This is a genomic window from Streptomyces sp. MBT65 (genome assembly GCF_016612545.1).
Lineage (GTDB): Bacteria > Actinomycetota > Actinomycetes > Streptomycetales > Streptomycetaceae > Streptomyces.
The window spans coordinates 23,997-45,822 of record NZ_JAENRY010000024.1; the positions used below are offsets into that span (position 1 = coordinate 23,997).

Genomic DNA, 21,826 nt, shown 5'->3' on the forward strand with positions numbered 1-21,826 from the left:
GTGAAGCTCTACTCCCAGGACCCGATCAAGGAGCTGCCGTCCGTGACGACCGTCCAATCACCCCCTGCGCCCCCCACGGCGATACGCCCCAGGGTGGTGGCCCGCACGGGCCTGTACGCCGTGCTGGCCGCGAACGTCGCCGTGGTGACCGTCTTCTTCGCCCAGGCCGGATTCGCCTCCAACTCGCTGATCGTCATCGGCCGCCTCCTCGGCCTCTACGGCGCGCTCGTCATGGCCTTCCAGCTGCTGCTCGTGGCCCGCCTGCCCTGGCTCGACCGCCGCATCGGCATGGACCGGATGACCTCCTGGCACCGCTGGACCGGCTTCGCGCTGCTCTGGACGCTGCTCGGGCACCTCGTCTTCATCGCCTTCGGCTACGCGGAGGGCACCGACACCGGGCCCGTCGGCGAGGTCGTCGACCTGGCCGAGACCACCGAGGGCATCCTGCGCGCGCTCGTCGCCTTCGCCCTGATCCTCGTCATCGGCGCGACCTCCGCCCGCTACGCCCGGCGTCGTCTCGCCTACGAGACCTGGCACTTCATCCACCTCTACACCTACGTCGCGGTGGTCCTCGCCTTCACCCACCAGGTCGCGGTCGGTACGACGTTCACGGCGTCCTCCGCCGCCACGACGTACTGGTACACGGTCTGGGGCGTGGCCCTCGGCTCGGTGGCCGTGGGCCGACTGGTCCTGCCCCTGTGGCGCAACGTCCGCCACCAGTTCCGGGTCTCGGCGGTCGTCCCCGAGTCCGACAACGTGGTCTCGATCTACATCACGGGCCGCGATCTCCACCAACTCCCCGCCCAGGCGGGCCAGTTCTTCCTCTGGCGCTTCCTCACCAAGGACCGCTGGTGGCAGGCCAACCCCTTCTCCCTCTCGGCCGCCCCCGACGGCAACGGCCTGCGCCTCACCGCCAAGACGGCCGGCGACGGCACGGCCGCCCTGCGCCACGTGAAGGTCGGCACCCGCGTCTTCGCCGAGGGCCCCTACGGCGCCTTCACCACCCTGCACCGCAGGAAGACCGAGTCCCTGCTCATCGCGGGCGGCGTCGGCGTCACCCCGATCCGCGCCCTGCTGGAGGACCTGGAGGGCCACGCGGTCGTCATCTACCGCGTCTCCGCCGAGCGCGACGCGGTCCTCTACGGCGAACTGGCCGAGCTGGCCCGGGCCAAGGGCGCCGAGCTGCACCTGCTCACCGGCCCGCCCGTCCCCGACAAGCTCGCCCCGCGCGAACTCGCCCGGTTGGTACCGGACATCGCCGACCGGGACGTCTTCCTCTGCGGACCGCCCCCGATGATGAACGCGGTGCTGCGCACCCTCGGCGACATGGGCGTGCCCAAGCAGCAGATCCACTTCGAACGCTTCAGCCTGGCGGGATGAGAGACATATCGTGAAGCGAGTCATTCCTGTCCTGGTGCTGTCCGTCGCGGGTCTGATTCCCGTGTGGCGCTACGAGCCGTCCATCGGGACGACGACCACGACCACCACGGAAGCGGTGTCGACGCCGACTCCCACTCCTACGGCCACCTCGTCGTCCTCCTCCTCCTCGTCCTCGTCGACCCCTTCCACCTCCTCGAAGAAGGTCGTCCAGGGCACCGCGATCAACACCGACAAGGGCACCGTGCAGGTACAGGTGACCTTCGAGGGCGACAAGATCAGCGCCGTGAGCATGCTCCAGCAGCCGAACCACCCGCAGACCACGGCGGCCGTCCCGGTGTTGATCGAGGAGACCCTCAAGGCGCAGAGCTCGAAGATCGACACGGTGTCCGGCGCCACGATCACCAGCGACGCCTACGTCCAGTCGCTCCAGGCCGCGATCGACGCCAAGGGCGCGTGAAATGCGGCGAGTTGAGCACGTCATGGGGTTCCCCGTGTCACTGCGGGTCGACGACGAGGGCATCGGGGACGAGACGGCGGACGCGTTGTTCGCCTGGCTGCGCGAGGTCGACGCCCGCTTCAGCCCGTTCCGCGCGGACAGCGAGGTGTGCCGTCACGACCGTGGCGAGCTGCAACTCCCCGATCTCAGCGCGGACTTGACCGAGGTCCTCGACCTCTGCGAGCAGTACCGGCTCGCGACCGGGGGTGCCTTCGACGTCCGGCTGCCCGGCCGGCCCCTCGACCCCTGCGCGGTCGTCAAGGGCTGGTCGGTGCAGCGGGCGGCCGACCTGCTCACCGCCGCCGGGGCCCGGCGTTTCATCCTCAACGCCGGCGGCGACGTGGTCGTGGCCGGTGGTCCCTGGCGGGTCGGCGTACGGCATCCCGAGCACGCCGACCAGCTGTGCACGGTCCTGGAGTTGACCGACGGGGCGGTGGCGACCTCGGCGCGCTACGAACGCGGCGACCACATCGTCGACGGCCGTACCGGCACTCCCGCGACCGGGCTGCTCAGCGTCTCCGTCGTCGCCGACTCCCTGACGGAGGCGGACGCCACGGCGACCGCCGCCTTCGCGATGGGCCCGGAGGGCGTCGACTGGGCTGCCGCCCGGCCCGGTTGCGAGGTGTTCGCGGTCGACGCGGAGCGCCGGGTCCGGCGTACACCGGGATTCCCGGTCGCGACGGTGGCGGCGTAGGGGATACGACCGCAGTACTCACGACAAGCGGAAGGGCCGCCGGGGTCACCGGCGGCCCTTCCTGTCGGGAAATGTGGTTCAGGGAATTGATCAGCTGACGTCGGAGGCGTCCAGACGGTACAGCCCGCTGTAGGCGGAGACCGCCGTGCCGTGCGCCTTGACCCAGGTCGTGATCTCGGAGTTGGTGCCCTGGCCGCCGGTGCTGCTGACCATGATGTAGTGGAGCTTGCCCGACTTGACCAGGCTCTTGAGCTTGGCGAGCGTCATAGCGTTGTCGCTGCCGGACCAGCCGCCCATGGAGATCACGGGCTGTCCCGACTCCAGGATGATCGAGGACGCCGTCTGGTCGGTGGACACCGCCAGCAGCCAAGTGGCGCCGTCCTGGTGCTTCTTGAGGTATGTGATCATCGCGGACGAGACCTGCGTGTCACCGCCCATACCGCCGCCACCGGCCTGCTGCGCACCGGACTCGGAACCGGACTCCGAGGAGGTGGAGGAGTTCGACGAGGACGAAGGCGCCGAACCGCTGCCCGAGGGCCGGGTGCCGGTCGGGGCCGAACCGCTGGGCTTCGTACCGGACTTGGTGCCGCTCGGCGCGCCGCCCATACCGCCGCCACCGCCACCCATGCCGCCACCCGTGCTGGGCCCGGCCGTCGGGTTGGTGCCGTTCGTCGAGGAGGTCGCCGCCGAGACCGAGTAGGCCGCGGGGCCGGCGAGGAGGGCGACGACCGCCGCCAGGGCCGCGAAGCCCATCAGGCGGTGGCGGTGCGTGAACCGGCCGACCAGCAGGCCGAGTACGGAGGCGATGCCCGCCACCGCGACCACGATCTCCGCGACCGTGTACACCGTGCCGGAGCCGGAGACCCGCTGGAGCAGGACGACCGCCCAGATGGAACTGGCCGCGATCGCCGCAGGCAGCACCCAGGCCCACTTGGCCGCAGCGCCTTCACGGAAGGCGCGGTACAGCAGCACCCCGCCCGCACCGGCCAGGGCCGCGATACCGGGTGCCATGGCGGTGACGTAGTACGGGTGGAAGGTGCCCTCGGCGAGCGAGAACGTCAGGAAGTGGAGGACGAACCAGCCGCCCCAGAGCATGAGCGCCGCCCGCTTGGCGTCGGTGCGGGGAGCGCGGCCCCGCAGCACCAGGCCGCCGATCAGCGCGATCGCCGCGAAGGGGATCAGCCAGGAGATCTGGCCGCCCATGATCTCGTTGAACATCCGGTACAGGCCCGAACTGCCGCCGAACGAAGCCCCGTTGCCCTGCGAGCCGACCGAGGAACTGGCGCCGAAGATCCGGCCGAAGCCGTTGTAGCCGATGACCAGGTCCCACACCGTGTTGTCGGTGGAGCCGCCGATGTAGGGGCGGGAGGAGGCCGGGATCAGGTCGACGATCACCATCCACCAGGCGCTGGAGACGACCAGCGCGACGGTGGCGACGGCGAGGTTGCGGACGCGCTTGCCGAGGGAGACGTTCGTGGCCCAGAGGTAGACGAGGAAGAACACGGGCAGGACGACGTACGCCTGCATCATCTTGGTGTTGAACGCGAAGCCGATCGCGACCGCCGACCACACCAGCGGCATCAACCTGCCGTTGCGGACGGCCTTCATGAGGGCCGCGGCGCCGAGCATCATCAGCAGGACGAGGATCGGGTCCGGGTTGGTGTCGCGGGTGATGGCGACCGTGATCGGGGTGAGCGTGAGGACCACCGCCGAGATGGTGCCCGCCACCGCGCCGAAGTCACGCTTGACCTGGCGGTACAGGATGGCCACCGAGCCGGTGCCGGCCGCGACCATCGGCAGCATCAACTGCCAGGTGCCGTAGCCGAACACGCGGGCGGAGAGGCCCATCACCCAGAGGGCGAACGGCGGTTTGTCGACCGTGATGAAGCTGCCGGAGTCCAGCGCGCCGAAGAAGAACGCCTTCCAGCTCTTGGTGCCGCTGTAGACGGCCGCGTCGTAGAAGGTGTTGCCGGTGATCGAGGTCAGGTTCCAGGCGTAGAGCGCGGTGGCCAGCAGGAGGATCGCCCACAGGGCCGGGCGGGCCCAGCGCGGGTCGTCCTCCGGGCCCGTGAAGAGCCTTCTGGCACGGGCGGCGACGCCGCCGTCGGCGGGCGGGCCCGCCCGGTGCGAGCGCCGGGCGTCTTCCTGGTGGGGCGGCGGGGCGAGGGTTGTCATGACGCGTACTCCAGGTGTTCCGCGGAAGAGGCGGGCGCCCCGACGGGCAGGACAGGGGTGGTGGTGCGGGTGCGGTGGGGTACGGCGGCGATGCGGGCGCGGCCGGTGATCGTCTGCCTGAACATGCGGCGCATGCCCTTGAGGTCGTCGAGGGCGGTACGGACGATGTCGACGCGGCTGTCGGGGTCGTCGATCCAGTCGACCGGGACCTCGTGGATGCGGAGCCTGTTGCGCTGCGCGAGGACGAGGAGTTCGGTGTCGAAGAACCAGGCGGTGTCCTCGATGTGCGGGGCGAGCGCCCGGAACACCTCGGTGCGGACGGCCTTGAAGCCGCACTGCGCGTCCGAGAAGCGGGCCGCGAGGCCGGCCTTGAGGAGGAGGTTGTAGGAGCGGGAGATGAACTCGCGCTTGGCGCCGCGCTGAACGGCTGCCTGCCGGTGCAGTCGGCTGCCGATGGCCACGTCGCTGTGGCCGGAGAGGAGCGGGGCGACCAGGGGCAGGAAGCCTTCGAGGCCGGTGGACAGGTCGACGTCCATGTACGCGACGACGTCCGCCTCGGACTCGCTCCACACGTGCTTCAGCGCGCGGCCCCGGCCCTTGGCGTCGAGGTGCACGGCGTGCACGTGCGGCAGCCGCCGGGTGAGGTCGAGCGCCGCCTGCCAGGTGCCGTCGGTGCTCGCGTTGTCCGCCACGGTGATCGTGAACGGGAACGGGAAGGACGTTTCGAGGTATGCGTGGAGACGGCCGATGCTGCCGGCGAGGACGTGCGCCTCGTTGTACACCGGCACCACGATCTCGACCGACCGCTGCCGGACGCCTCCCGCGTTCTGTTCGTTCATGACGGTGACTTTCCGGGCCCTGCCTGGGGCGTTCCTGTGCCTTCGCTGAACGGTCGATGAGAATCAGCGGACTCACAGACAAGGCACAGTCAATCCGCGTCGAACCCCCAGGAAGCGGCACCCAAAACCCCTCAGGTGCCCGCCAAGTTCCCGCAACACAAGCCGTCTAGACTCTTCCCTCAACGGCCTGAGAAAGCGGTCAGGAACGGGCAGTTTCTGCCACATCCGAAGGGTATTCGGCGTTTTGATACGGATAGATTCAGTCACCAAGCGGTACCCGGACGGCACGGTGGCGGTCGACCGACTGTCCCTGGACATACCGGACCGATCGATCACCGTCCTCGTCGGCCCCTCCGGCTGCGGCAAGACGACCACCCTGCGCATGATCAACCGGATGATCGACCTCAGCGAGGGCACGATCTCCCTGGACGGCGCGGACATCACCAAGCAGCCGGTCAACACGCTGCGCCGGTCGATGGGTTACGTCATCCAGAACGCCGGGCTCTTCCAGCACCGCACGATCGTCGACAACATCGCGACCGTGCCGCGCATGCTCGGCTGGGGCAAGGAGAAGGCCAGGGCGCGGGCCACCGAACTCATGGAGCGGGTGGGCCTCGACGCCGCCCTCGCCAAGCGGTACCCGTACCAGCTCTCCGGCGGTCAGCAGCAGCGCGTCGGCGTCGCCCGCGCGCTCGCCGCCGACCCGCCCGTCCTCCTCATGGACGAGCCCTTCTCCGCCGTCGACCCCGTGGTCCGTAAGGGTCTCCAGGACGAACTCCTGCGGCTCCAGGGTGAGTTGGGCAAGACCATCGTCTTCGTCACCCATGACATCGACGAGGCCATCAAGCTCGGCACGATGGTCGCGGTGCTGCGCACCGGCGGCAAGCTCGCCCAGTTCGCCCCGCCCGCCGAGCTGTTGTCCGACCCGGCGGACGACTTCGTCGAGGACTTCCTAGGCGCCGACCGGGGCATCCGCCGGCTCTCCTTCTTCTCCTCCGCGGGCCTCGACCTCAAGACCTCCCCGATCATCGCCGTCGACTCCACCGCCGAGCAGATCGCCGAACGCACGACCCCCGGCGTGCCCTACCTCCTCGTCACCGACCTGGACGGCAGGCCGCTGGGCTGGAGCGAGGTCGGCGCACTCACCGCCGGCGGTGTCGACACGGCCCAACTCCTCTCCTACGGCCGCCCGTTCGAGGCCGGCAAGGACTCGCTGCGGGCCGCGCTCGACGGCGCGGTGCTGTCGCCCACCGGATGGGCGGTCGGCGTGGACGGCACCGGGCGCGTGGTCGGAGTCGTGTCGCAGACCGCGGTGGGCGAGGCGATCCGCAGTGCGCACGCGGCGGGCCTCGGCAACACGAAGGTCCTCGGATGAACGACTGGTTCCGCATCCCGAGCGACCTCCAGAACAGCTACCTCGGTCTGATCGGGCTGCATCTGCGCGAGGCCGTGATCCCGGTCCTCGTCGGTCTGGTGGTCGCGCTGCCCATCGCCCAACTGTGCGTGCGGCTGCGCTGGTTGTACCCGCCGGTGCTGTGGGTGACGACCGTCCTCTACGCGATTCCCTCGCTGGCGTTCTTCGTCGTCCTCATCGACTACACCGGCCAGACCGAGACCACCGTGATGATCCCGCTCGGCGTCTACAGCCTCGTGGTGTTCGTCCCGGCGATCGTCGACGGCGTCCGCTCGGTGCCCCAGGAGACCCTGGACGCGGCCACCGCGTTGGGCCTGGGGCCCATCCGCCGCTATCTCCAGGTGCAGTTGCCGATCGCCGTGCCCGCGATCATCGCCGGCCTACGGGTGGCCACCGTCTCCAGCATCTCCCTCGTCAGCGTCGGCATGCTGATCGGCAACCAGGGCGCGCTGGGCAACCTGCTCAACGACGGCCAGATCTACCACCAACCCCGCCTGATCTGGCTCTCCGTGATCACCACGGCCGTCCTCGCCATCGTCGTGGACGCCGTCCTGGTCGGCGTACGACTGCTCCTCACGCCCTGGATGCCGCGAGGCACCCGCAAGGCCCGCCCCGCCGAGGACCGGCCGGAACCGGCCGAACTCGCACTGGAGGACGCAGCCCGGTGAACGTACTCCACTACATCAACCTGTTCTTCAGCGACAACACCCACTGGCACGGCTACGACGGCATCCCGACCCGGCTGCGCGAGCACGTCCAGTACTCGCTGATCGCGCTCGCCATCGCCGCCGCCATCGGCCTCCCGATCGGCCTGCTGACGGGCCACACCGGCCGTGGCGGCAACACCCTCTCGCTCATCGCCACCGCCGCCCGAGCACTGCCCAGCTTCGGTCTGCTGGTGCTGATGTTCGTGCTGATCGGCTTCGGCCTGGTCCCGGTGATGATCCCGCTGGTCATCCTCGCCGTGCCGCCGATCCTGGTCACCACGTACGAGGCGATGCGTTCTGTCGATCCGACGCCGGTCGACGCGGCCCGGGGCATGGGGATGAACGAGGTGAACGTCCTGTTCCAGGTGGAGCTCCCGGTCGCGCTCCCGCTGATCCTCAGCGGTCTGCGCTCGGCGGCCATCCAGATCGTCTCCACGGCCACCATCGCGGCTTACGTCAGCCTCGGCGGCCTCGGCCGCTACATCATCGACGGCCTCTACCAGAGGAATTACGAAAAGGTCGTCGGCGGCGCCACCCTGGTCGCCGGCATGGCCCTCGTGACCCTGGCGGTCTTCTGGGGCATCGCACGGCTTGCGGTGTCCCCCGGGGTACGCAGGAGCAACTGAGCCCGGCCGTAAGCGGAAAGAGGGGGAGGGCCCGAAAGCCCTCCCCCTCTCCTCGTGCTCGCGGCTAGTTCTCCGTGCGCGCCAGCGCCAACTCCAGTACGACCAGCAGCGCGTCCCGCACCGAACCCCGCTCCCGCGCGTCGAACGCGATGACCGGGACCCGCTCGTTGACGTCCAGCGCCCAGCGGACCTCGTCGATGTCGTGCTCGATCTTGCCGTCGAAGGCGTTGAGGGCGACCGCGAACGGGATCTGCCGGTGCTCGAAGTAGTCGACGGCCGCGTAGCAGTCGTCGAGCCGGCGGGTGTCGACGATGACGAGACCGCCGACCGCACCCTCCACGATGTCGTCCCACATGAAGCCGAAGCGGTCCTGCCCGGGCGTACCGAACAGATACAGCTTCAACGTCGGGTCGATGGTGATGCAGCCGAAGTCCATGGCGACCGTGGTGGTGGTCTTGCGCGGGGTGAGCGAGAGGTCGTCCACACCCGCCGCGACCTCGGTGATGGCGGCCTCGGTGGTCAGCGGCTCGATCTCGGAGATCGCGCCCACGGTGGTGGTCTTGCCCACGCCGAAGCCGCCCGCGACGACCATCTTGACCGGCAGCGGCGGTCGTACGACGGTCTGCGCAGCCGCACCGGGGGCGACCGGTTCAGTCGGTGTCACGGAGTACTCCCCGGGAGTTGGGGATGGCGCGGAGGCCATCGATGACCCTTCGCAGGACGGTTGCGTCATGGGTGATGTCGGTATTGGGCACATGCACCGTCAACTGCCCGGCGGAGCGCAGGTCCTCGGCGAGGACCCGCACCACGTTCAGATGCAGCCGCAGCCGGGCCGCGATCTCCGCGAGGGACTGCGGCTGCCGGCAGGCGGCGACGATGTCGTGCTGCTCGAAGGAGAGCCGGTCGAGCACCGCGAGCCCGGCGGCCGTGGCCACCACCTGGGTCTCGACGGGGATCGGCCGCCCGGAAGCGGTGGCTCCCGCACCCGCGACCCGGCCGGCCGTCACCAGGAACGGCCGTACGGCTGAGGGCGTGCGCACCGGATCGCGATCCGGGGGTGTGGCCCCGTCCGCGCCGGCACCGTTCGGAGTGCGGCCGTCGGGCATGAGTGGCTGTTCCTCTCTCGACCGGTCGGGGACCGGTCACCGAGCCGAAATGACGCCGACGCTGTTCTTCAGCTGGAGCACCAGCTGGGGGTTGAGCGCGGAACCGGCACGGTTGGCGAACAGCGTCATCTCGTAGGCGATGTTGCCGAGCTTGGCCTCCTTGTCGGTGACGACGCCGAGGACGGCGCCGCTGCCGATCGCGGAGACGAGGACATGGCCGCCCTCCAGATCGATGATGACCTTGTTCAGGGCGCCGAGGCCGTAGTTGCCGGAGGCACCGGCGGCCAGGCTGGTGATACCGGAGACGATGGCCGCGAGCCGCTCGGAGTGGGCCTTCTCGCGCAGTTCCGCCACGGCGATCAGCAGACCGTCGGAGGACACCGCGATGGCGTCGACGACACCCGCGGTCTCCGTCGCGAAACGGTTGAGCAGCCAGTTGAAATCGGCTGCCGCTGCCTGCAGTTCGGCCGGCGTGGTGCCTCCCCTGGGAGTTTCACCTGTCGACGTACTCACTGCTCCGCTCCTTTCGGGAGGTGGTTCTGGTCGTGCGGGTGGTTCGCGTCCGTGGCGCGCAGCCCCGTGAGGGTGTCGCTGTCGCGATTCGCCTGCTCCACGGCGGCCTCGAACTCTTCGAGGGCCGAGCGGACGGCGTCCGCGTCGGCGGGCCGGGGGGCCTGCCGGGCGGCTTTTTGGGCGGCGGCGTCGGCGCCCGTACGAAGGGTGGCACCCCGGACCCGCCGACGCAGCGGCCGGGAGCCTCCGGCGTCGTCGGGGGCGGCGGACTCGTCCGCCGGGGCGTGGTGGGTGACGGCGGCGGGCTCCGCCACGACGACCGCCGGCTCCGTCTCGTACCGGGAGACCCGGCGCGGCAGCGGGGCGGGCTGATCGTCGGCCCAGGTGTGCTCCCGCACGGGTTCGGCGGCGACGGAGGGCCGCGGACCGGAGTCGGCGTACCCGGAGTCGCGTCCCGCGGAAGCACCGGCGGCGGTGGCCGGTCGTGCGGGCTGGGCGTCGACGGAGGGCCGCGAGCCGGAGTCGGCGTACGCGGAGTCGGCACCGTGGCCGGAGGAGCCGTAGCCCGACGAGCCGTAGCCCGCGCCGACAGCAGGTCGCCCGGAGTCGGTCCCGGCGTACCCGGAGTCCGAGGTGGCCCAGGACGGTGCCGGACGCTGCTCCGGGACGGAGCCCGCGGACCCCAGCGCCTTGCTCGACCCCGACCCCGTGCCCGACTCCAACCCCGCGAACCCGCCCGCCGAACCGCCCGAGGACAGCGCGCTCATGCGCAGCAGCAGCGTCGCCGGGATCGTGATCTCGGACGTCACACCGCCGCCCGGGGTGCGGGCGAGGGTGACGTCGATGTCCCAGCGGCGGGCGAGCGTACCGACCACGAACAGGCCCAGCACCTTCGTCGGCACCAGGTCGAGACGCTCGCGGCGGATGAGGCGGGCGTTCTCCTCGGCGATGCGCTCGGCGCTCATCCCGAGTCCGTGGTCGGCGATCACGATCAGCGCATCGTCGCCGTCGGTCCGTACGACCACCTCGACGGGGCTGCCCGCGGGCGAGAACGAGACCGCGTTCTCCAGGAGTTCGGCCACCATCAGTGTGAGGTCGCCGATGATGTCGGGCTCCACCATGACCTCGGTGTCGGCCCGCAGGCCCACCCGCTGGAAGCCCTCGATCTGGCCGAGCGCTGCCCGTACGACGTTGGTGAGTTCGGTGGGTCCGCCGTCCAGCACGGTCTCGCGGATGCCGGCGAGCAGCATCAGGCTGTCCGCGTTGCGGCGCAGACGGACGGCGATGTGGTCGATGGAGTAGAGGCGTTCGAGGAGCGCGGGGTCGGTCTCGCCGCGCTCCACCGCGTCGATCAGGGCGAGTTGACGGGTCGTCAGGTTGCTGACGCGGCGGCCGACGTTGCCGAACATCTCGGCGACGTTGCGCCGGCTGACCACCTGACGGGCGAGCAGCGCGGCGGCCGTGGTCTGCACATGGTTGAAGGCCTCGGCGAGGTCACCGATCTCGTCCTTCGCGGTGACCGGCATGTCGCGCAGCAGCGGCGGCCCGTCGTCCTCGGCGTCGTCGTCGGCCACGCGGGCGAGTTCCCGGCCCGCGACCTCGGCGACCTGCTTGGCCGCGCCGGTCAGGGCCTGCACCGGGCGGACCACCGAGCGGCGCACGATCACCACGAACGCGAGCCACAGCAGGAAGCCGAGCAGCGACAGGCTCAGCAGCAGTCCGGCGCGCCAGGAGGCGGAGCTGGAAGCGCTGTCGGCGCGGGTGGCGATCTGGCTGATGAGCGAGGTGGTGATCTTCAGCCGGCCCGCGGCCTGCTGCGGATAGGCGGGGTAGTCGCTCATGGCGTCCGCGAAGGCCTTGCGGACGGCGCCGGGCGTCTCCGCCTGAAGTCCGCTCGGGTCGATCTGCAGCTCCGCGTAGGCCTCGGCGATCAGCCGCTGCGCGGGGGTGTGCTCGATCCCGGCGAGCTGGTCGGCCTGCTCCTCGGTGGCGAACCGGGCGAACCGGGCGGCCTGGTAGGTGTACAGCTCGTAGGAGCCGACCGCGTTGTTGAACTCGATGAGCGCGTTGCTGTCACCGGTCGTCGCCGAGAACACGCTGGTCTCGAACGAGCTGTGGGCGGCATCGGCCCGCAGCACGGAGTCCAGCAGGTTGCCGGTGAAGGTGGTGGCGAGGTTCGCGTTGTGCTCGAGGTCGAGCCCGTCGATCAGACCGTCGGAGGCGCTGGTGTACGCCGGGTCGATGTTGTCGGCGGGCAGATAGCTCTGCTCGACGGTGTCGCGCAGCGTCTCCAGGCCGTTGATCTCCTTCAGCGCCTGGGCCTCGCTGCTCGGCAGCCGGTCGCCGAAGGTGTCGCGCACCTTCTCGACCTGCGCGTCCACGGCCGACTGGGCCCTGCGGTACGCGCTCTGCGAGGGCGTGCCACCGTCGTTGGTGGCCTCGAAGCGGACGGAGAGCAGGATGGCCTGCTGGTGCTCCGCCTCCACGAGGTTCACCAGCTCGGCGACCTGCCCGCTGTCCCGCACCAGTTGGGCCGCGTCGCTCGCGTCCGTCGACTGCCCGATCTCATCGGCGATGAGATACGCCAGCAGCACAGCGACCACCGCGAGCGGTACGCCGACGAGCAGATTGAGCTTGCGCCTGAAGGGCCAACGGTCTGCGAAGCCCCGTATGGACACCAGGCCTCCTTCGTGGGGTGTTGTCACGGTACGCGCAGCGACACACGTGACTGTTTTTGATCGAAGCGGCCCCCGCACACCGCTGTGACCGACGCCAACTCCGGGGAGACTACCGCCTCTTCGAACGATCAAGTGCGTCGCCCTACGTCAAGAATCAATTACAAAGCGCCCGTGTTCGTGACCGGTCTGTTTACGTTGCCTTCACAACTGGGCACCCATTGAGGCCAATCGGTGACCAGACTTCTCTTGACTGACCGAGAACCGGCTGGATTGGATCAGCGGAGTGCGGAATTCACGCCCCGCGCGTGGACGCCACAGCCATGCCTGCACGTCTGTGCCAACATCCGAGCCCGGAACGGGAATTGTGACTTCAAAAGCGAAGAACAGCTGGTCAAGTACTAGGTACCCCGGCGCGGCCGCCCTCGCGCTCGCCGCGACGGCTGCGCTTGTCACGGGATGTGGTTCGTCCTCCGACAGCAAGTCCGACAACCCGCTCTCGGGCGACAAGGCCAGCGGCGACACCGTCGTCGTCGGCTCCAACAACTTCGCCGAGAGCATCCTGATCGCCGACATCTACGGCGAGGCGCTCAAGGCCAAGGGCGTCAAGGTCACTTACAAGCCGAACATCGGCAGCCGTGAGACGACCTACGGCCTGCTCAAGAACGGCACCATCACCGTGCTGCCCGAGTACAACGGCGCGCTGCTGGCCTACCTCGACCCGAAGGCCACCCCGGCGACCCTCGCCGCGACCACGGCCGCGATCGACGCCAAGCTCGACACCAAGCTGACGCTCCTCGACCCGGCCGCCGCCGAGGACAAGGACACGGTCACGCTCAACGCCGAGACCGCGAAGAAGTACAACCTCACGTCCGAGTCGAGCATCGCGGACCTCAAGTCCATCGCCAAGGACCTGGTCATCGGCGCCTCGCCGGAGTTCCAGACCCGGCAGCAGGGCCTGGTCGGCCTGAAGTCCGTCTACGGCCTGGAGTTCAAGTCCTTCAAGGCGCTGGACGCGGGCGGCCCGCTGACCGCGGCCGCGCTGAAGAAGAACACCGTGCAGGCGGCCGACCTCTTCAGCACGGACCCGACCATCGCCAAGGAGAAGCACGTCACGCTCCAGGACCCGAAGCGGCTCTTCGGGTTCGAGAACGTGCAGCCCCTGGTCTACAAGAGCGGCCTCTCCGCCGCCGGCGTGGCCGCCCTCAACGCGGTCTCCGCGAAGCTCGACACGGCGACCCTGCTGGACCTCGACACCCAGGTGGGCTCGCAGAACAAGGACCCGCTGGACGTGGCGAAGGCCTGGCTGAAGTCGGCCGGCCTGGACTAGGTCCGCCCCCGATGACGCGGGTGCCTCCGCTTCTCCGGGAGGCACCCGCGTCGGCGTGCCCGGACGGGTCTAGTACCCGACGGAGAACGTCGCGTCCTGCTGTTCCGTCGCGGTCGAGATCGGGTCGATGCGCAGCACGTAGTTGGAGTGCCGGATGTAGCGCGTCGGGTTGTTGTAGGACCGGAAGGACGCCCAGGTGGAGTCCGCGAGGCCGGCGGTCCGGTAGAACGTGGCGTCCCCGGCGAACGTCGACGTGCCGTCGTTCACGTCGAGTTGGAGCGCGTAGTCGTAGTGCCGCAGGTACCGGGTCGGGTAGTTGACCGACTGGAAGGACACCCCGGCGCTGTCCGCGAGGCCCGGCACCAGCGTCCACTGCGAGTCGGTGTACGGGTCGAAGGCGTACGCGTCGATCCGTCCGACGAAGTTGGAGTGGCGGACGTAACGGGCCGGATAGTTGTAGGACTTGAGCCGGTTCCAGGCCGGAGTGCCCCACTTGGCGATCAGGTTGGTGTACTCGGTCGCGGTGATCGGCTGGATGCCGCAGTGCTTGGAGTTGAGCGGCTGTGTGTAGAGCTTCTGGTCCACTGCCGTCCAGGTGCCGGCGGCGAGGCTGCTGGTCTGCCAGGCGTAGAAGACGCCGTTCGGGTCCCAGGTGTCACCCCAGAGGTACCAAGTCCCGCTCGACGCAAGGGACTTGACCAGGGTCGGCGCCTCGGTGCCGTTGTGCGAGACCGCCGTGCTGAACTCGGTGAAGCTGCCCGGGTCCAGGGACGTGGACTTCGCGCCGACCAGCGTCGAACTCTTCTTGAAGTAGAGGTAGTTGACCCCGTTCACGCCCACGGCGAGGTCGCCGTCGATCACGTCGTAGCCGGGGTCGAAGAACACCTGCGGATCGCCGGCGGTCACGAAGTCGCTCGTGTAGTTGACCATGATGACGTTGTGGCCGCTGTCGTTGACGGCCGAGTAGATCACCCCGTACTGCCCGCGCCCCGCGTCCCAGTACGACTCCGGCGCCCAGGCGTGGGTGTCCAGGTCGTGCACCTTCATCCGCCGGTAGCCGGTGAAGGTGCGCAGGTCGGTGGAGTCCCAGACGTGGATGTACTGGCTGACGTACGACCAGTCGGTGCCGTTGAGGTCGGTCGCGAGGACCACGAACGTGCCGTCCTGCTTGCGCAGGATGAACGGGTCGCGCAGGCCCAGGGAGCCCGCGGTGGGGGTGGCGACGGGCGCGTTCTGGTTCAGCGGGGTCCATCGCAGGCCGTCGAGGCTGACGGCAAGGTGCAGACCGTAGTTGGCGCCGAGGAACGTCGGCGACTCGGTGAAGTAGCACATGACATAAGCCGAGTCGGTCGCGGCGTGCGCGCTCCCGGCGCCCAGCGTGAGCGCGCCGGTGGCCGCGAGGGGGACGGTCGCGGCCGCGCCGAGGAAGCTCCGGCGGGAGAGGTGGGGGAGGGGAGGGACGGCCATGTGTTCTCCAGGGGTGACGAGCGGCCCAGTGTTCGATATCACGAACGGAGTTCGGTAAGTCGATCAGAAGGTAGAGATGGGGCGTGTGCGCGTCAATCACACGGTCGTGCTTGGCCGGTTCTCGTCGTTCACGTAGGCGTCCGCTACGAGCCCCCTGTGTGGATGCGCGAGCCTCCGGCGTGCGTCACGATCCTCCGGTGTGGATCAGCAGCTCCGCCCGCGCCCGGGCCGCCGCCCCGATCGCCACCGCGTCACCGCCCAGCAGGGCCGGCAGCACCCGCACCGGATGGCCGCTCACCGGCGGCTCCAGCGCCAGGGTCTCCCGCACCGCCGACTCGACGAGCCCCCACGACCTGCTGACACCCCCGCCGATCACACACGTCGTGACATCCAGCAGCCCCGCCGTGATCAGCAGCGCACGGGCCACACCGCGCCCCAGCGCCGCGTATACGGCCCGCGCGTCCTCATCCCCCCGCCGGGCCGCCCCGGCGACCTCACGGGCCGTGAGGACGCGCCCCGTCCGCTCCTCGTACCGCGCCGCGACCGACCGCCCCGACGCCAGCGTCTCCAGATGCCCCCGACCGCCGCATGTGCACGGCAGCTCGCCGAACCCCGGCACATGACCGATCTCGCCCGCCGCCCCGCGCGGCCCGTCGTACAGGGCGCCATTCAGCCACAGCGCGCCACCCACCCCGGTGCCGAGCGTCATCCCGAGCACGTTCTCCTCACCCAAGACGGCGCCCCGCGCCACCTCCCCGCGCAGAAACGCGTTCACGTCGTTGTCGAGGAACGCCGGTACCCCCAGGGCCTGTTGGACGGCGGCCGTCACCTCGAACCCGGCCCAGTCCCGGAACGAGTCGCTCGCCACGAGGATCCGCCCGGCCCGCACGTCCACGAGTCCGGCCGCACCGACCCCGACCCCGAGCACCCGGGCGGGCGTACGGTCCAGCAGCAGCCGTAGCGCCGAGAGCGCGGCGGCGAGCATGGCCGCGCCGCCCTCGCTCGCCGGTGTCGGCACCTCGGCCCGGTCCAGGACGTCGAGTTCGGCCGTGCACAGCACGACCTGGGTGGTCGTCCCGCCGATGTCGACGCCGACGATCACCTGGGGAGCCTCGCTCACGCGTCGGCCCCCGTCCCCGACGCCAACCGGTGTTCCCTGCGCTCCCGCTGGAGCACCGGATCGGGCACGGGTACGGCGGCGATGAGCCGTCGCGTGTACGCGCTCTCCGGACGCAGCAACGTCCGCATGGTCGGCCCCTGTTCCTCGACCCGCCCGCCCCGCATCACGACCACGCGCCCGGCGAACCGCTGCACCACGGCCAGGTCGTGCGACACGAAGAGACAGGCGAACCCGAGCTCTTCCTGCAACTCGGCGATCACTTCCAGCACGGTCTGCTGCACGCTCACGTCCAGCGCGCTCGTCGGCTCGTCCGCGACCAGCAGCCGGGGTTCGAGCACCAACGCCCGGGCGAGACTCACCCGCTGCCGCTGCCCACCGGACAGTTCACGCGGCCCGCGCCGCGCCAACTCCCTGGGCAGCCGCACCAGTTCGAGCACCTCGGCGACCCGCTCCCGCCGCTCGGCGGCCCGCATGTCACGCCGGTGCACCCGCAAGGGCTCGGCCACACACTCCGCGACACTCATCCGCGCGTCCAGCGAGGCCACCGGATCCTGCAACACCACACCGACCCCGGCCAACAGCGCCCGCCGGGCCCGCCCCCGCGCCCCGCGCAGATCGGCCCCGAAGAGCGAGACGGTCCCCGACTCCGGCGCGACCAGCCCCAGAGCCACCCGCGCGGCGGTCGACTTCCCCGACCCGGACTCACCGACGAGCCCCACGGTCTCCCCGGCCCGCACGGTCAGCGACACGTCCTCCAGCGCTCGCACCGCACGGGGCCCGCGCCCGAACTTCACGCTCACATCCCGTAGTTCGACGACGGGAGCCCCCTCGACCTCCGGGCCCGCGCCACTCCCGCTCCCGGTCACGGCGAGCCGAGGCACAGCGGCCAACAACCGCCGCGTGTACTCGTGCGTGGGCCGCAACAGCACGTCCTCCACCGCCCCCGTCTCCACGATCTCCCCCTCCAGCATCACGGCGACCCGGTCGGCGAAATCGGCGACGACCCCCATGTTGTGCGTGACCAGCAGCACGCCGGTCCCCGAGTCGACGGCCAACGCCCGCAGCAGATCGAGTATTTCCGCCTGCACGGTGACATCGAGGGCGGTGGTCGGCTCGTCCGCGACCAGCAGTCCGGGGGAGTTGGCGATGGCCATGGCGATGACGACCCGCTGCCGCTGCCCACCCGACAACTGGAACGGAAAGGCGGAGGCCCGCCGCTCGGGGTCAGGAATCCCGACCCGGCGCAACAACGCGACGGCTTCGGCGGCCGCCTCCCGCCGCGACACGTCCCGGTGATTCCGTACGACTTCCGCTATCTGCCTGCCGATTCGGGTCAGCGGATCAAGAGCGGTGGCCGGCTCCTGAAAGACCATGGAGGCCGTACGCCCACGCAGCCGCGCGAGTTCGGCCTCACCGGCGCCGACCACATCCGTACCGGCGACCGAAACACCCCCGGACGCACGGGCGTTGCCGGGCAACAGCCCGAGCGCGGCGAGGGCCACGGTCGACTTCCCCGACCCGGACTCTCCGACAAGCGCCAGCGTCTCCCCGGGCGCGACCCGCAGCGAAACCCCGCGCACGGCGGGCACATCACCACTCTCGGTGGAGAAGGTGACGTCCAGGTTCTCCATCTCCAGGATGTCGTTCATCCGCGTCCCTTCACGTCGAAGGCGTCGCGCAGCCCGTCGCCGATCGCGTTGAACGCGCACACGACGAGGATGATCGCGAGGCCCGGTGGAACGATCAGCCACCAGCGTCCCGAGTAGGCGGCCGTCAGACCGGCCGAGAGCATGCCGCCCCAGTCGGTCGCCGGCGGCTGAACTCCCAGCCCCAGATAGGACACATAGGCGACGAGCAGAATCGCGTCGGCGACCTGGAAGGTGGCCGCGACGACGATCGTCGACACCGAGTTGGGCAGGATGTGCCGCACGATGGCCCGGGTGTGGGTACCGCCGATGGCCCGCAGCGTCAGCACATAGTCCCGCCGCTTCAAGGTCAACGTCTCCGCCCGCACCAGCCGCGAGGGCACGAGCCAGGACACCAGCCCCAGAATGACGATCAGCCCCGGCACACCCGGCGAGGTGATGGCGGACACGACCAGCAGGATGAACAGCGCGGGAATCGCGATCCCGGCATCCACGACCCGCATCATCACGGCGTCGACCCACCCACAGGCATACCCGGCGATCGACCCCCAGAGCGTCCCGATGACGGTGGCAAGGACACCGGCCGCCAATCCGACGAGCAACGACACCTTCCCGCCGTACATGAGCCGCCCCAGCTCGTCATGCCCAACGGCGTCGGTACCGAGCCAATGGGAGCCGCTGGGGCCGAGGTTGACCTGCGTGAGATCGGTATGGGTCTGGTCGGTGGAGTAGAGGAAGGGCCCGAGGAAGCAAAACAGAAAGAAGAGAGCAACTACTAGGAGCCCGGCGACGGCCAGCTTGTTGCGCGCGAAGCGCGCTCTCAGGGACGCGGGGCTGTTTCGATGTGCGGCTCCGCCGCGGGGCGCGGCCGGCCCCCGCCGACCCGCACTCTGAACGCTCACGTCATGGCCCCCTTCACGCGAGGATCCACGATCCGCTGGACGACATCGGCGAGCAGCGTCCCCACCACAGTCGCCACGGAAATGACAAGCACGCACCCCAGCAACACCGGATAGTCCGACGACTGGGCCGCACTCCAGAACAACAGCCCCATCCCCGGGTAGTTGAAGAGCTGCTCGACAACCAACGCACCCCCGAACAGCACCGGCACGTAGTACCCCAGCATCGCGATCACCGGCGTCAACGAGTTCCGGAACACGTGCTTGAAGAGGATCGCCCCCTGCCGGGAACCCCCCGCGCGAGCGGTCCGCACATAGTCCTCGGAGAGGTTCTCCAAGGTCGCCGCCCGCATGTACCGACTGAACACGGCCACCATGGAGGCCGCCCCGGTCACCACCGGCAGCACCAAGGCGACCGGATCGGCGAAGACTTGAGCCACCGTGTCCCCCTGCGGTGCCTGCGACGGAAACCACCGCACGACCTGTGTGAACACCAGCACCAGCACAAGTCCCAGGAAGTACACGGGAGTCGAGTACGCCACGAAGCTCAGCGTCGTGATGACGTAGTCGGCCGGCTTGTTCCGCCGTACCGCCTGCCACATGCCCAGCGGCAGGGCGAGCAGCAGCCCGACCACCGCCGACAACACGGTCAACACCAGTGTCTTCGGCAGCCGTTGCTCGATGAGCTGCGACACCGCCTCGTTCAGGGAGTACGACGTGCCGAGGTCCCCGTGCGCCAACTGCCGCAGGTAGTACAGGTACTGCACGGGCAGCGGCCGATCGAGCCCCTGGTCGTGGTTGAAGAGCGTGATCTGCTGGGGTGTGGCCTGCGGGCCGAGGATCCCGCGCGCGGGACCCCCGGGCAGCGCGTGCAGCAGACCGAACACCACGACCGTCACGATGAGGATCACGACCAGCGCCTGCGCGATCCGCCGGGTCAGATACAGGAGGGTGTCCATGCCTCAGCTGGTCCACTTCCACTGCGCCGGGTGGAAGTTGGCGAGCGGGTCCTGGGAGAAGCCGCCGAGGCCGTTCTTGACGACGGAGATCTGGTAGTCCGGCTCGGGCAGCCAGATCACCGGCAGATCCTTGGCGAGGGCCGCGCTGTAGTCCTGGACGGCCTGGGTCGAACTCGACGTCGTGGACGCGGAGATGAGCTTGTCGACGTCGGCGTTGGAGTAGTTGCCGAAGTTCGCGCCGCCCTTCGTCTGGAAGAGCGAGTCACCCGTCGGGAAGGCCGGGAAGTACCAACTGCCCGCCGTACCGAAGTAGGACAGCTGCCACTTGCAGATCGACTGCGCGGCCGTGCACTGCGGGGTCTGCGACAGCACGGAGTTGACCGGCGCGGTCTTGATGGAGAATTTGATGCCGGTCTTCGCGAGCGAGGACTGGATCGCGCTCATCATGTTGTCGGTCACCGTCGAGCCGGACTGTGACAGCACCTGCATCTGGAACTTCGTCCCCTTGGCGACCCCTTCACCGCACTGGGCGGCCCCGGTGCCGGGGCTGGTGCAGGTCATGACCCCGCCCTGCTCGGTCCAACCATGCCCGGTGAGAAGGGACTTGGCGGCCGAGGTCGAGAACGGATACGGGTCGCTCTTCTGCGTCGCCGACAGGAACGACGAGCTCTGCGCCTGCGGAATCGGCCCGTACCCGGGCACCGCCGTCCCGTTGAAGATGACCTTCGACAGACCGCTCTGGTCGATGGACCGCTGGACGGCCTGCCGGGCGTAGAGCTGCTTGAACACGGCACCCATGGCAGGGTTGTTGAAGTTGTACGGCATGTAGGTGATCGCCCAGCCCGACCACGGCTTCACGGAGTAGCCCTGCGCGGTGAAACTGTCCTTCTGGTCGAGGTCGGTGGCCTCGATGTAGCCGTAGTCGACGCTCCCCGAGCGCAGCGCGTTCTTCTCCGCGTCCGCCGTCGTGAACGGCAGGAGGTTCACGGTGGGGATGCCGGCCTTCTCGCCGCCGTCGTACTTCGCGTTGGCCGCCAGGACGACCTTGCCGGCCGTGGAGAAGGACTTCACGGTGTACGGGCCGCTGACCGTCTTCCACAGGGCGTTCGTCGCGTAACCGCCGATGTTCTTCGCCGCGTTGTTGAGGTACGTCCAGTCCTGCTTGGCGTCCCCGGCCTTGTCCCACGTGTGCTGGGGGAGCGGGTTGATCTGGCTCAACTCGTTGGCCAGCATCCACTGCGGGTTGTACGCCTTGTCGAAGGTGATCGTGAAGTGGCGGCTGTCCACGGTCTTGAAGGACGTCCAGTTGTCGGGCGCCTTGCCCGGGTTGTAGCCCGCCCACTGCGCCTTGTTCGCCTTGATGAGGTCGAACCAGAACTTCACGTCGGCGGAGGTGATCGGCTTCCCGTCGCTCCACTGCCGCTCGCCGAGCGTGATCGTGACGCTCTTGTTGTCGGCCGCGAAGTCGGCGGCGGTCGCCACCGAGCCCTTCTTGTTCCAGCCCATGGCCCCGGTCGAGCCGTCGTAGGCGATCAGCGGCTCCCACAGCGCGTTCGCGATGGAGATGTTGTTGGTGTTGAGGTGGGCCGCGGTGCCGATCGGCAGGATCCAGTTCGGGGTGAAGTTCGCGGGCAGCGCGTAGTCGATCGAGTCGTGGGACCCGGAGGACGACGTACCGCTCGACCCGGAGCAGCCCGCGAGCAGCAGCGAGGCCGTGGTCAGGGAGGCACCGGCGAGGAGTCTCTTGCGGACAGGGGACATGGTTCTCCTCGGAAAAAGA

The 21,826-nt window shown here is 69.5% G+C and carries 19 protein-coding genes; 7 read left to right on the plus strand and 12 right to left on the minus strand.

The annotated features are described in order from the left end of the window. Nucleotides 1–42: 42 nt before the first annotated feature. The 3 genes from JHN63_RS08095 to JHN63_RS08105 are packed head-to-tail and all read left to right on the plus strand — an operon-like array spanning nucleotide 43 to nucleotide 2,570. Nucleotides 43–1,380, plus strand: a complete 1,338-nt coding sequence (locus JHN63_RS08095) for a ferric reductase-like transmembrane domain-containing protein (RefSeq protein ID WP_200678398.1) — start codon at nucleotides 43–45, stop codon at nucleotides 1,378–1,380. 10 nt (nucleotides 1,381–1,390) lie between these two features. After that, nucleotides 1,391–1,837: an FMN-binding protein gene (locus JHN63_RS08100; protein ID WP_200678351.1), complete on the plus strand. Its 447-nt coding sequence runs from the start codon at nucleotides 1,391–1,393 to the stop codon at nucleotides 1,835–1,837. A gap of 1 nt (nucleotide 1,838) precedes the next feature. Continuing rightward, complete coding sequence (locus tag JHN63_RS08105) at nucleotides 1,839–2,570, plus strand: FAD:protein FMN transferase (protein WP_200678352.1); 732 nt, start codon at nucleotides 1,839–1,841, stop codon at nucleotides 2,568–2,570. Between the two features lie 90 nt (nucleotides 2,571–2,660). On the opposite strand, the gene JHN63_RS08110 is transcribed toward JHN63_RS08105, so the two are convergent. After that, entirely contained in the window at nucleotides 2,661–4,745 is a 2,085-nt protein-coding gene (locus JHN63_RS08110) for a glycosyltransferase family 39 protein (protein ID WP_200678353.1), read from the minus strand. After that, nucleotides 4,742–5,584, minus strand: coding sequence for a dolichyl-phosphate beta-glucosyltransferase (locus JHN63_RS08115; protein ID WP_200678354.1), 843 nt, complete (start codon nucleotides 5,582–5,584; stop codon nucleotides 4,742–4,744). The genes JHN63_RS08110 and JHN63_RS08115 overlap by 4 nt, the downstream gene beginning before the upstream one ends. A 244-nt stretch (nucleotides 5,585–5,828) precedes the next feature. Here JHN63_RS08115 and JHN63_RS08120 point away from each other — a divergent pair, with 244 nt between their 5' ends. From JHN63_RS08120 to JHN63_RS08130, 3 genes are read left to right on the plus strand one after another with little or no spacing between them, the layout of a single operon-like run. Continuing rightward, entirely contained in the window at nucleotides 5,829–6,959 is a 1,131-nt protein-coding gene (locus JHN63_RS08120) for an ABC transporter ATP-binding protein (protein ID WP_200678355.1), read from the plus strand. Further along, nucleotides 6,956–7,666, plus strand: a complete 711-nt coding sequence (locus tag JHN63_RS08125) for an ABC transporter permease (protein ID WP_200678356.1) — start codon at nucleotides 6,956–6,958, stop codon at nucleotides 7,664–7,666. Before JHN63_RS08120 ends, JHN63_RS08125 begins: the two co-directional genes overlap by 4 nt. Next, entirely contained in the window at nucleotides 7,663–8,331 is a 669-nt protein-coding gene (locus JHN63_RS08130) for an ABC transporter permease (protein ID WP_200678357.1), read from the plus strand. Before JHN63_RS08125 ends, JHN63_RS08130 begins: the two co-directional genes overlap by 4 nt. 64 nt (nucleotides 8,332–8,395) lie before the next feature. Here JHN63_RS08130 and JHN63_RS08135 read toward each other — a convergent pair whose 3' ends face one another. From JHN63_RS08135 to JHN63_RS08150, 4 genes are read right to left on the minus strand one after another with little or no spacing between them, the layout of a single operon-like run. Beyond that, on the minus strand, nucleotides 8,396–8,995 hold the full coding sequence (locus tag JHN63_RS08135) for an ATP/GTP-binding protein (RefSeq protein ID WP_200678359.1): 600 nt from the start codon (nucleotides 8,993–8,995) through the stop codon (nucleotides 8,396–8,398). Further along, the gene (locus tag JHN63_RS08140) at nucleotides 8,982–9,437 is read right to left on the minus strand and encodes a DUF742 domain-containing protein (protein WP_200678361.1); all 456 of its coding nucleotides are present in this window, start codon (nucleotides 9,435–9,437) and stop codon (nucleotides 8,982–8,984) included. Before JHN63_RS08140 ends, JHN63_RS08135 begins: the two co-directional genes overlap by 14 nt. Before the next feature lie 36 nt (nucleotides 9,438–9,473). After that, entirely contained in the window at nucleotides 9,474–9,950 is a 477-nt protein-coding gene (locus JHN63_RS08145; protein WP_200678363.1) for a roadblock/LC7 domain-containing protein, read from the minus strand. Then, nucleotides 9,947–12,628, minus strand: a complete 2,682-nt coding sequence (locus JHN63_RS08150) for a sensor histidine kinase (RefSeq protein ID WP_200678365.1) — start codon at nucleotides 12,626–12,628, stop codon at nucleotides 9,947–9,949. Before JHN63_RS08150 ends, JHN63_RS08145 begins: the two co-directional genes overlap by 4 nt. 364 nt (nucleotides 12,629–12,992) lie before the next feature. Between JHN63_RS08150 and JHN63_RS08155 the strand changes: the two genes are divergently transcribed. Further along, entirely contained in the window at nucleotides 12,993–13,955 is a 963-nt protein-coding gene (locus JHN63_RS08155) for an ABC transporter substrate-binding protein (protein WP_200678367.1), read from the plus strand. 69 nt (nucleotides 13,956–14,024) lie between these two features. On the opposite strand, the gene JHN63_RS08160 is transcribed toward JHN63_RS08155, so the two are convergent. The 6 genes from JHN63_RS08160 to JHN63_RS08185 all read right to left on the minus strand — a co-directional run bounded on the left by JHN63_RS08160 (nucleotide 14,025) and on the right by JHN63_RS08185 (nucleotide 21,807). Next, nucleotides 14,025–15,422 (minus strand): glycoside hydrolase family 43 protein, encoded by a 1,398-nt coding sequence (locus tag JHN63_RS08160; protein WP_200678369.1) that lies wholly within the window; start codon nucleotides 15,420–15,422, stop codon nucleotides 14,025–14,027. Between the two features lie 184 nt (nucleotides 15,423–15,606). Then, on the minus strand, nucleotides 15,607–16,542 hold the full coding sequence (locus JHN63_RS08165; protein ID WP_200678371.1) for an ROK family protein: 936 nt from the start codon (nucleotides 16,540–16,542) through the stop codon (nucleotides 15,607–15,609). Then, a complete protein-coding gene (locus tag JHN63_RS08170; RefSeq protein WP_200678373.1) occupies nucleotides 16,539–18,191 on the minus strand; it encodes an ABC transporter ATP-binding protein in 1,653 nt (550 codons plus the stop codon). The genes JHN63_RS08165 and JHN63_RS08170 overlap by 4 nt, the downstream gene beginning before the upstream one ends. Further along, nucleotides 18,188–19,090 carry an ABC transporter permease gene (locus tag JHN63_RS08175; protein WP_307781848.1) on the minus strand — a complete coding sequence of 301 codons (903 nt, stop codon included), beginning with the start codon at nucleotides 19,088–19,090 and terminating at the stop codon, nucleotides 18,188–18,190. Before JHN63_RS08175 ends, JHN63_RS08170 begins: the two co-directional genes overlap by 4 nt. Further along, nucleotides 19,087–20,046 (minus strand): ABC transporter permease, encoded by a 960-nt coding sequence (locus JHN63_RS08180; protein WP_200678375.1) that lies wholly within the window; start codon nucleotides 20,044–20,046, stop codon nucleotides 19,087–19,089. Before JHN63_RS08180 ends, JHN63_RS08175 begins: the two co-directional genes overlap by 4 nt. Before the next feature lie 3 nt (nucleotides 20,047–20,049). Continuing rightward, nucleotides 20,050–21,807, minus strand: coding sequence for a peptide ABC transporter substrate-binding protein (locus JHN63_RS08185; protein ID WP_200678376.1), 1,758 nt, complete (start codon nucleotides 21,805–21,807; stop codon nucleotides 20,050–20,052). Nucleotides 21,808–21,826: the final 19 nt, after the last annotated feature.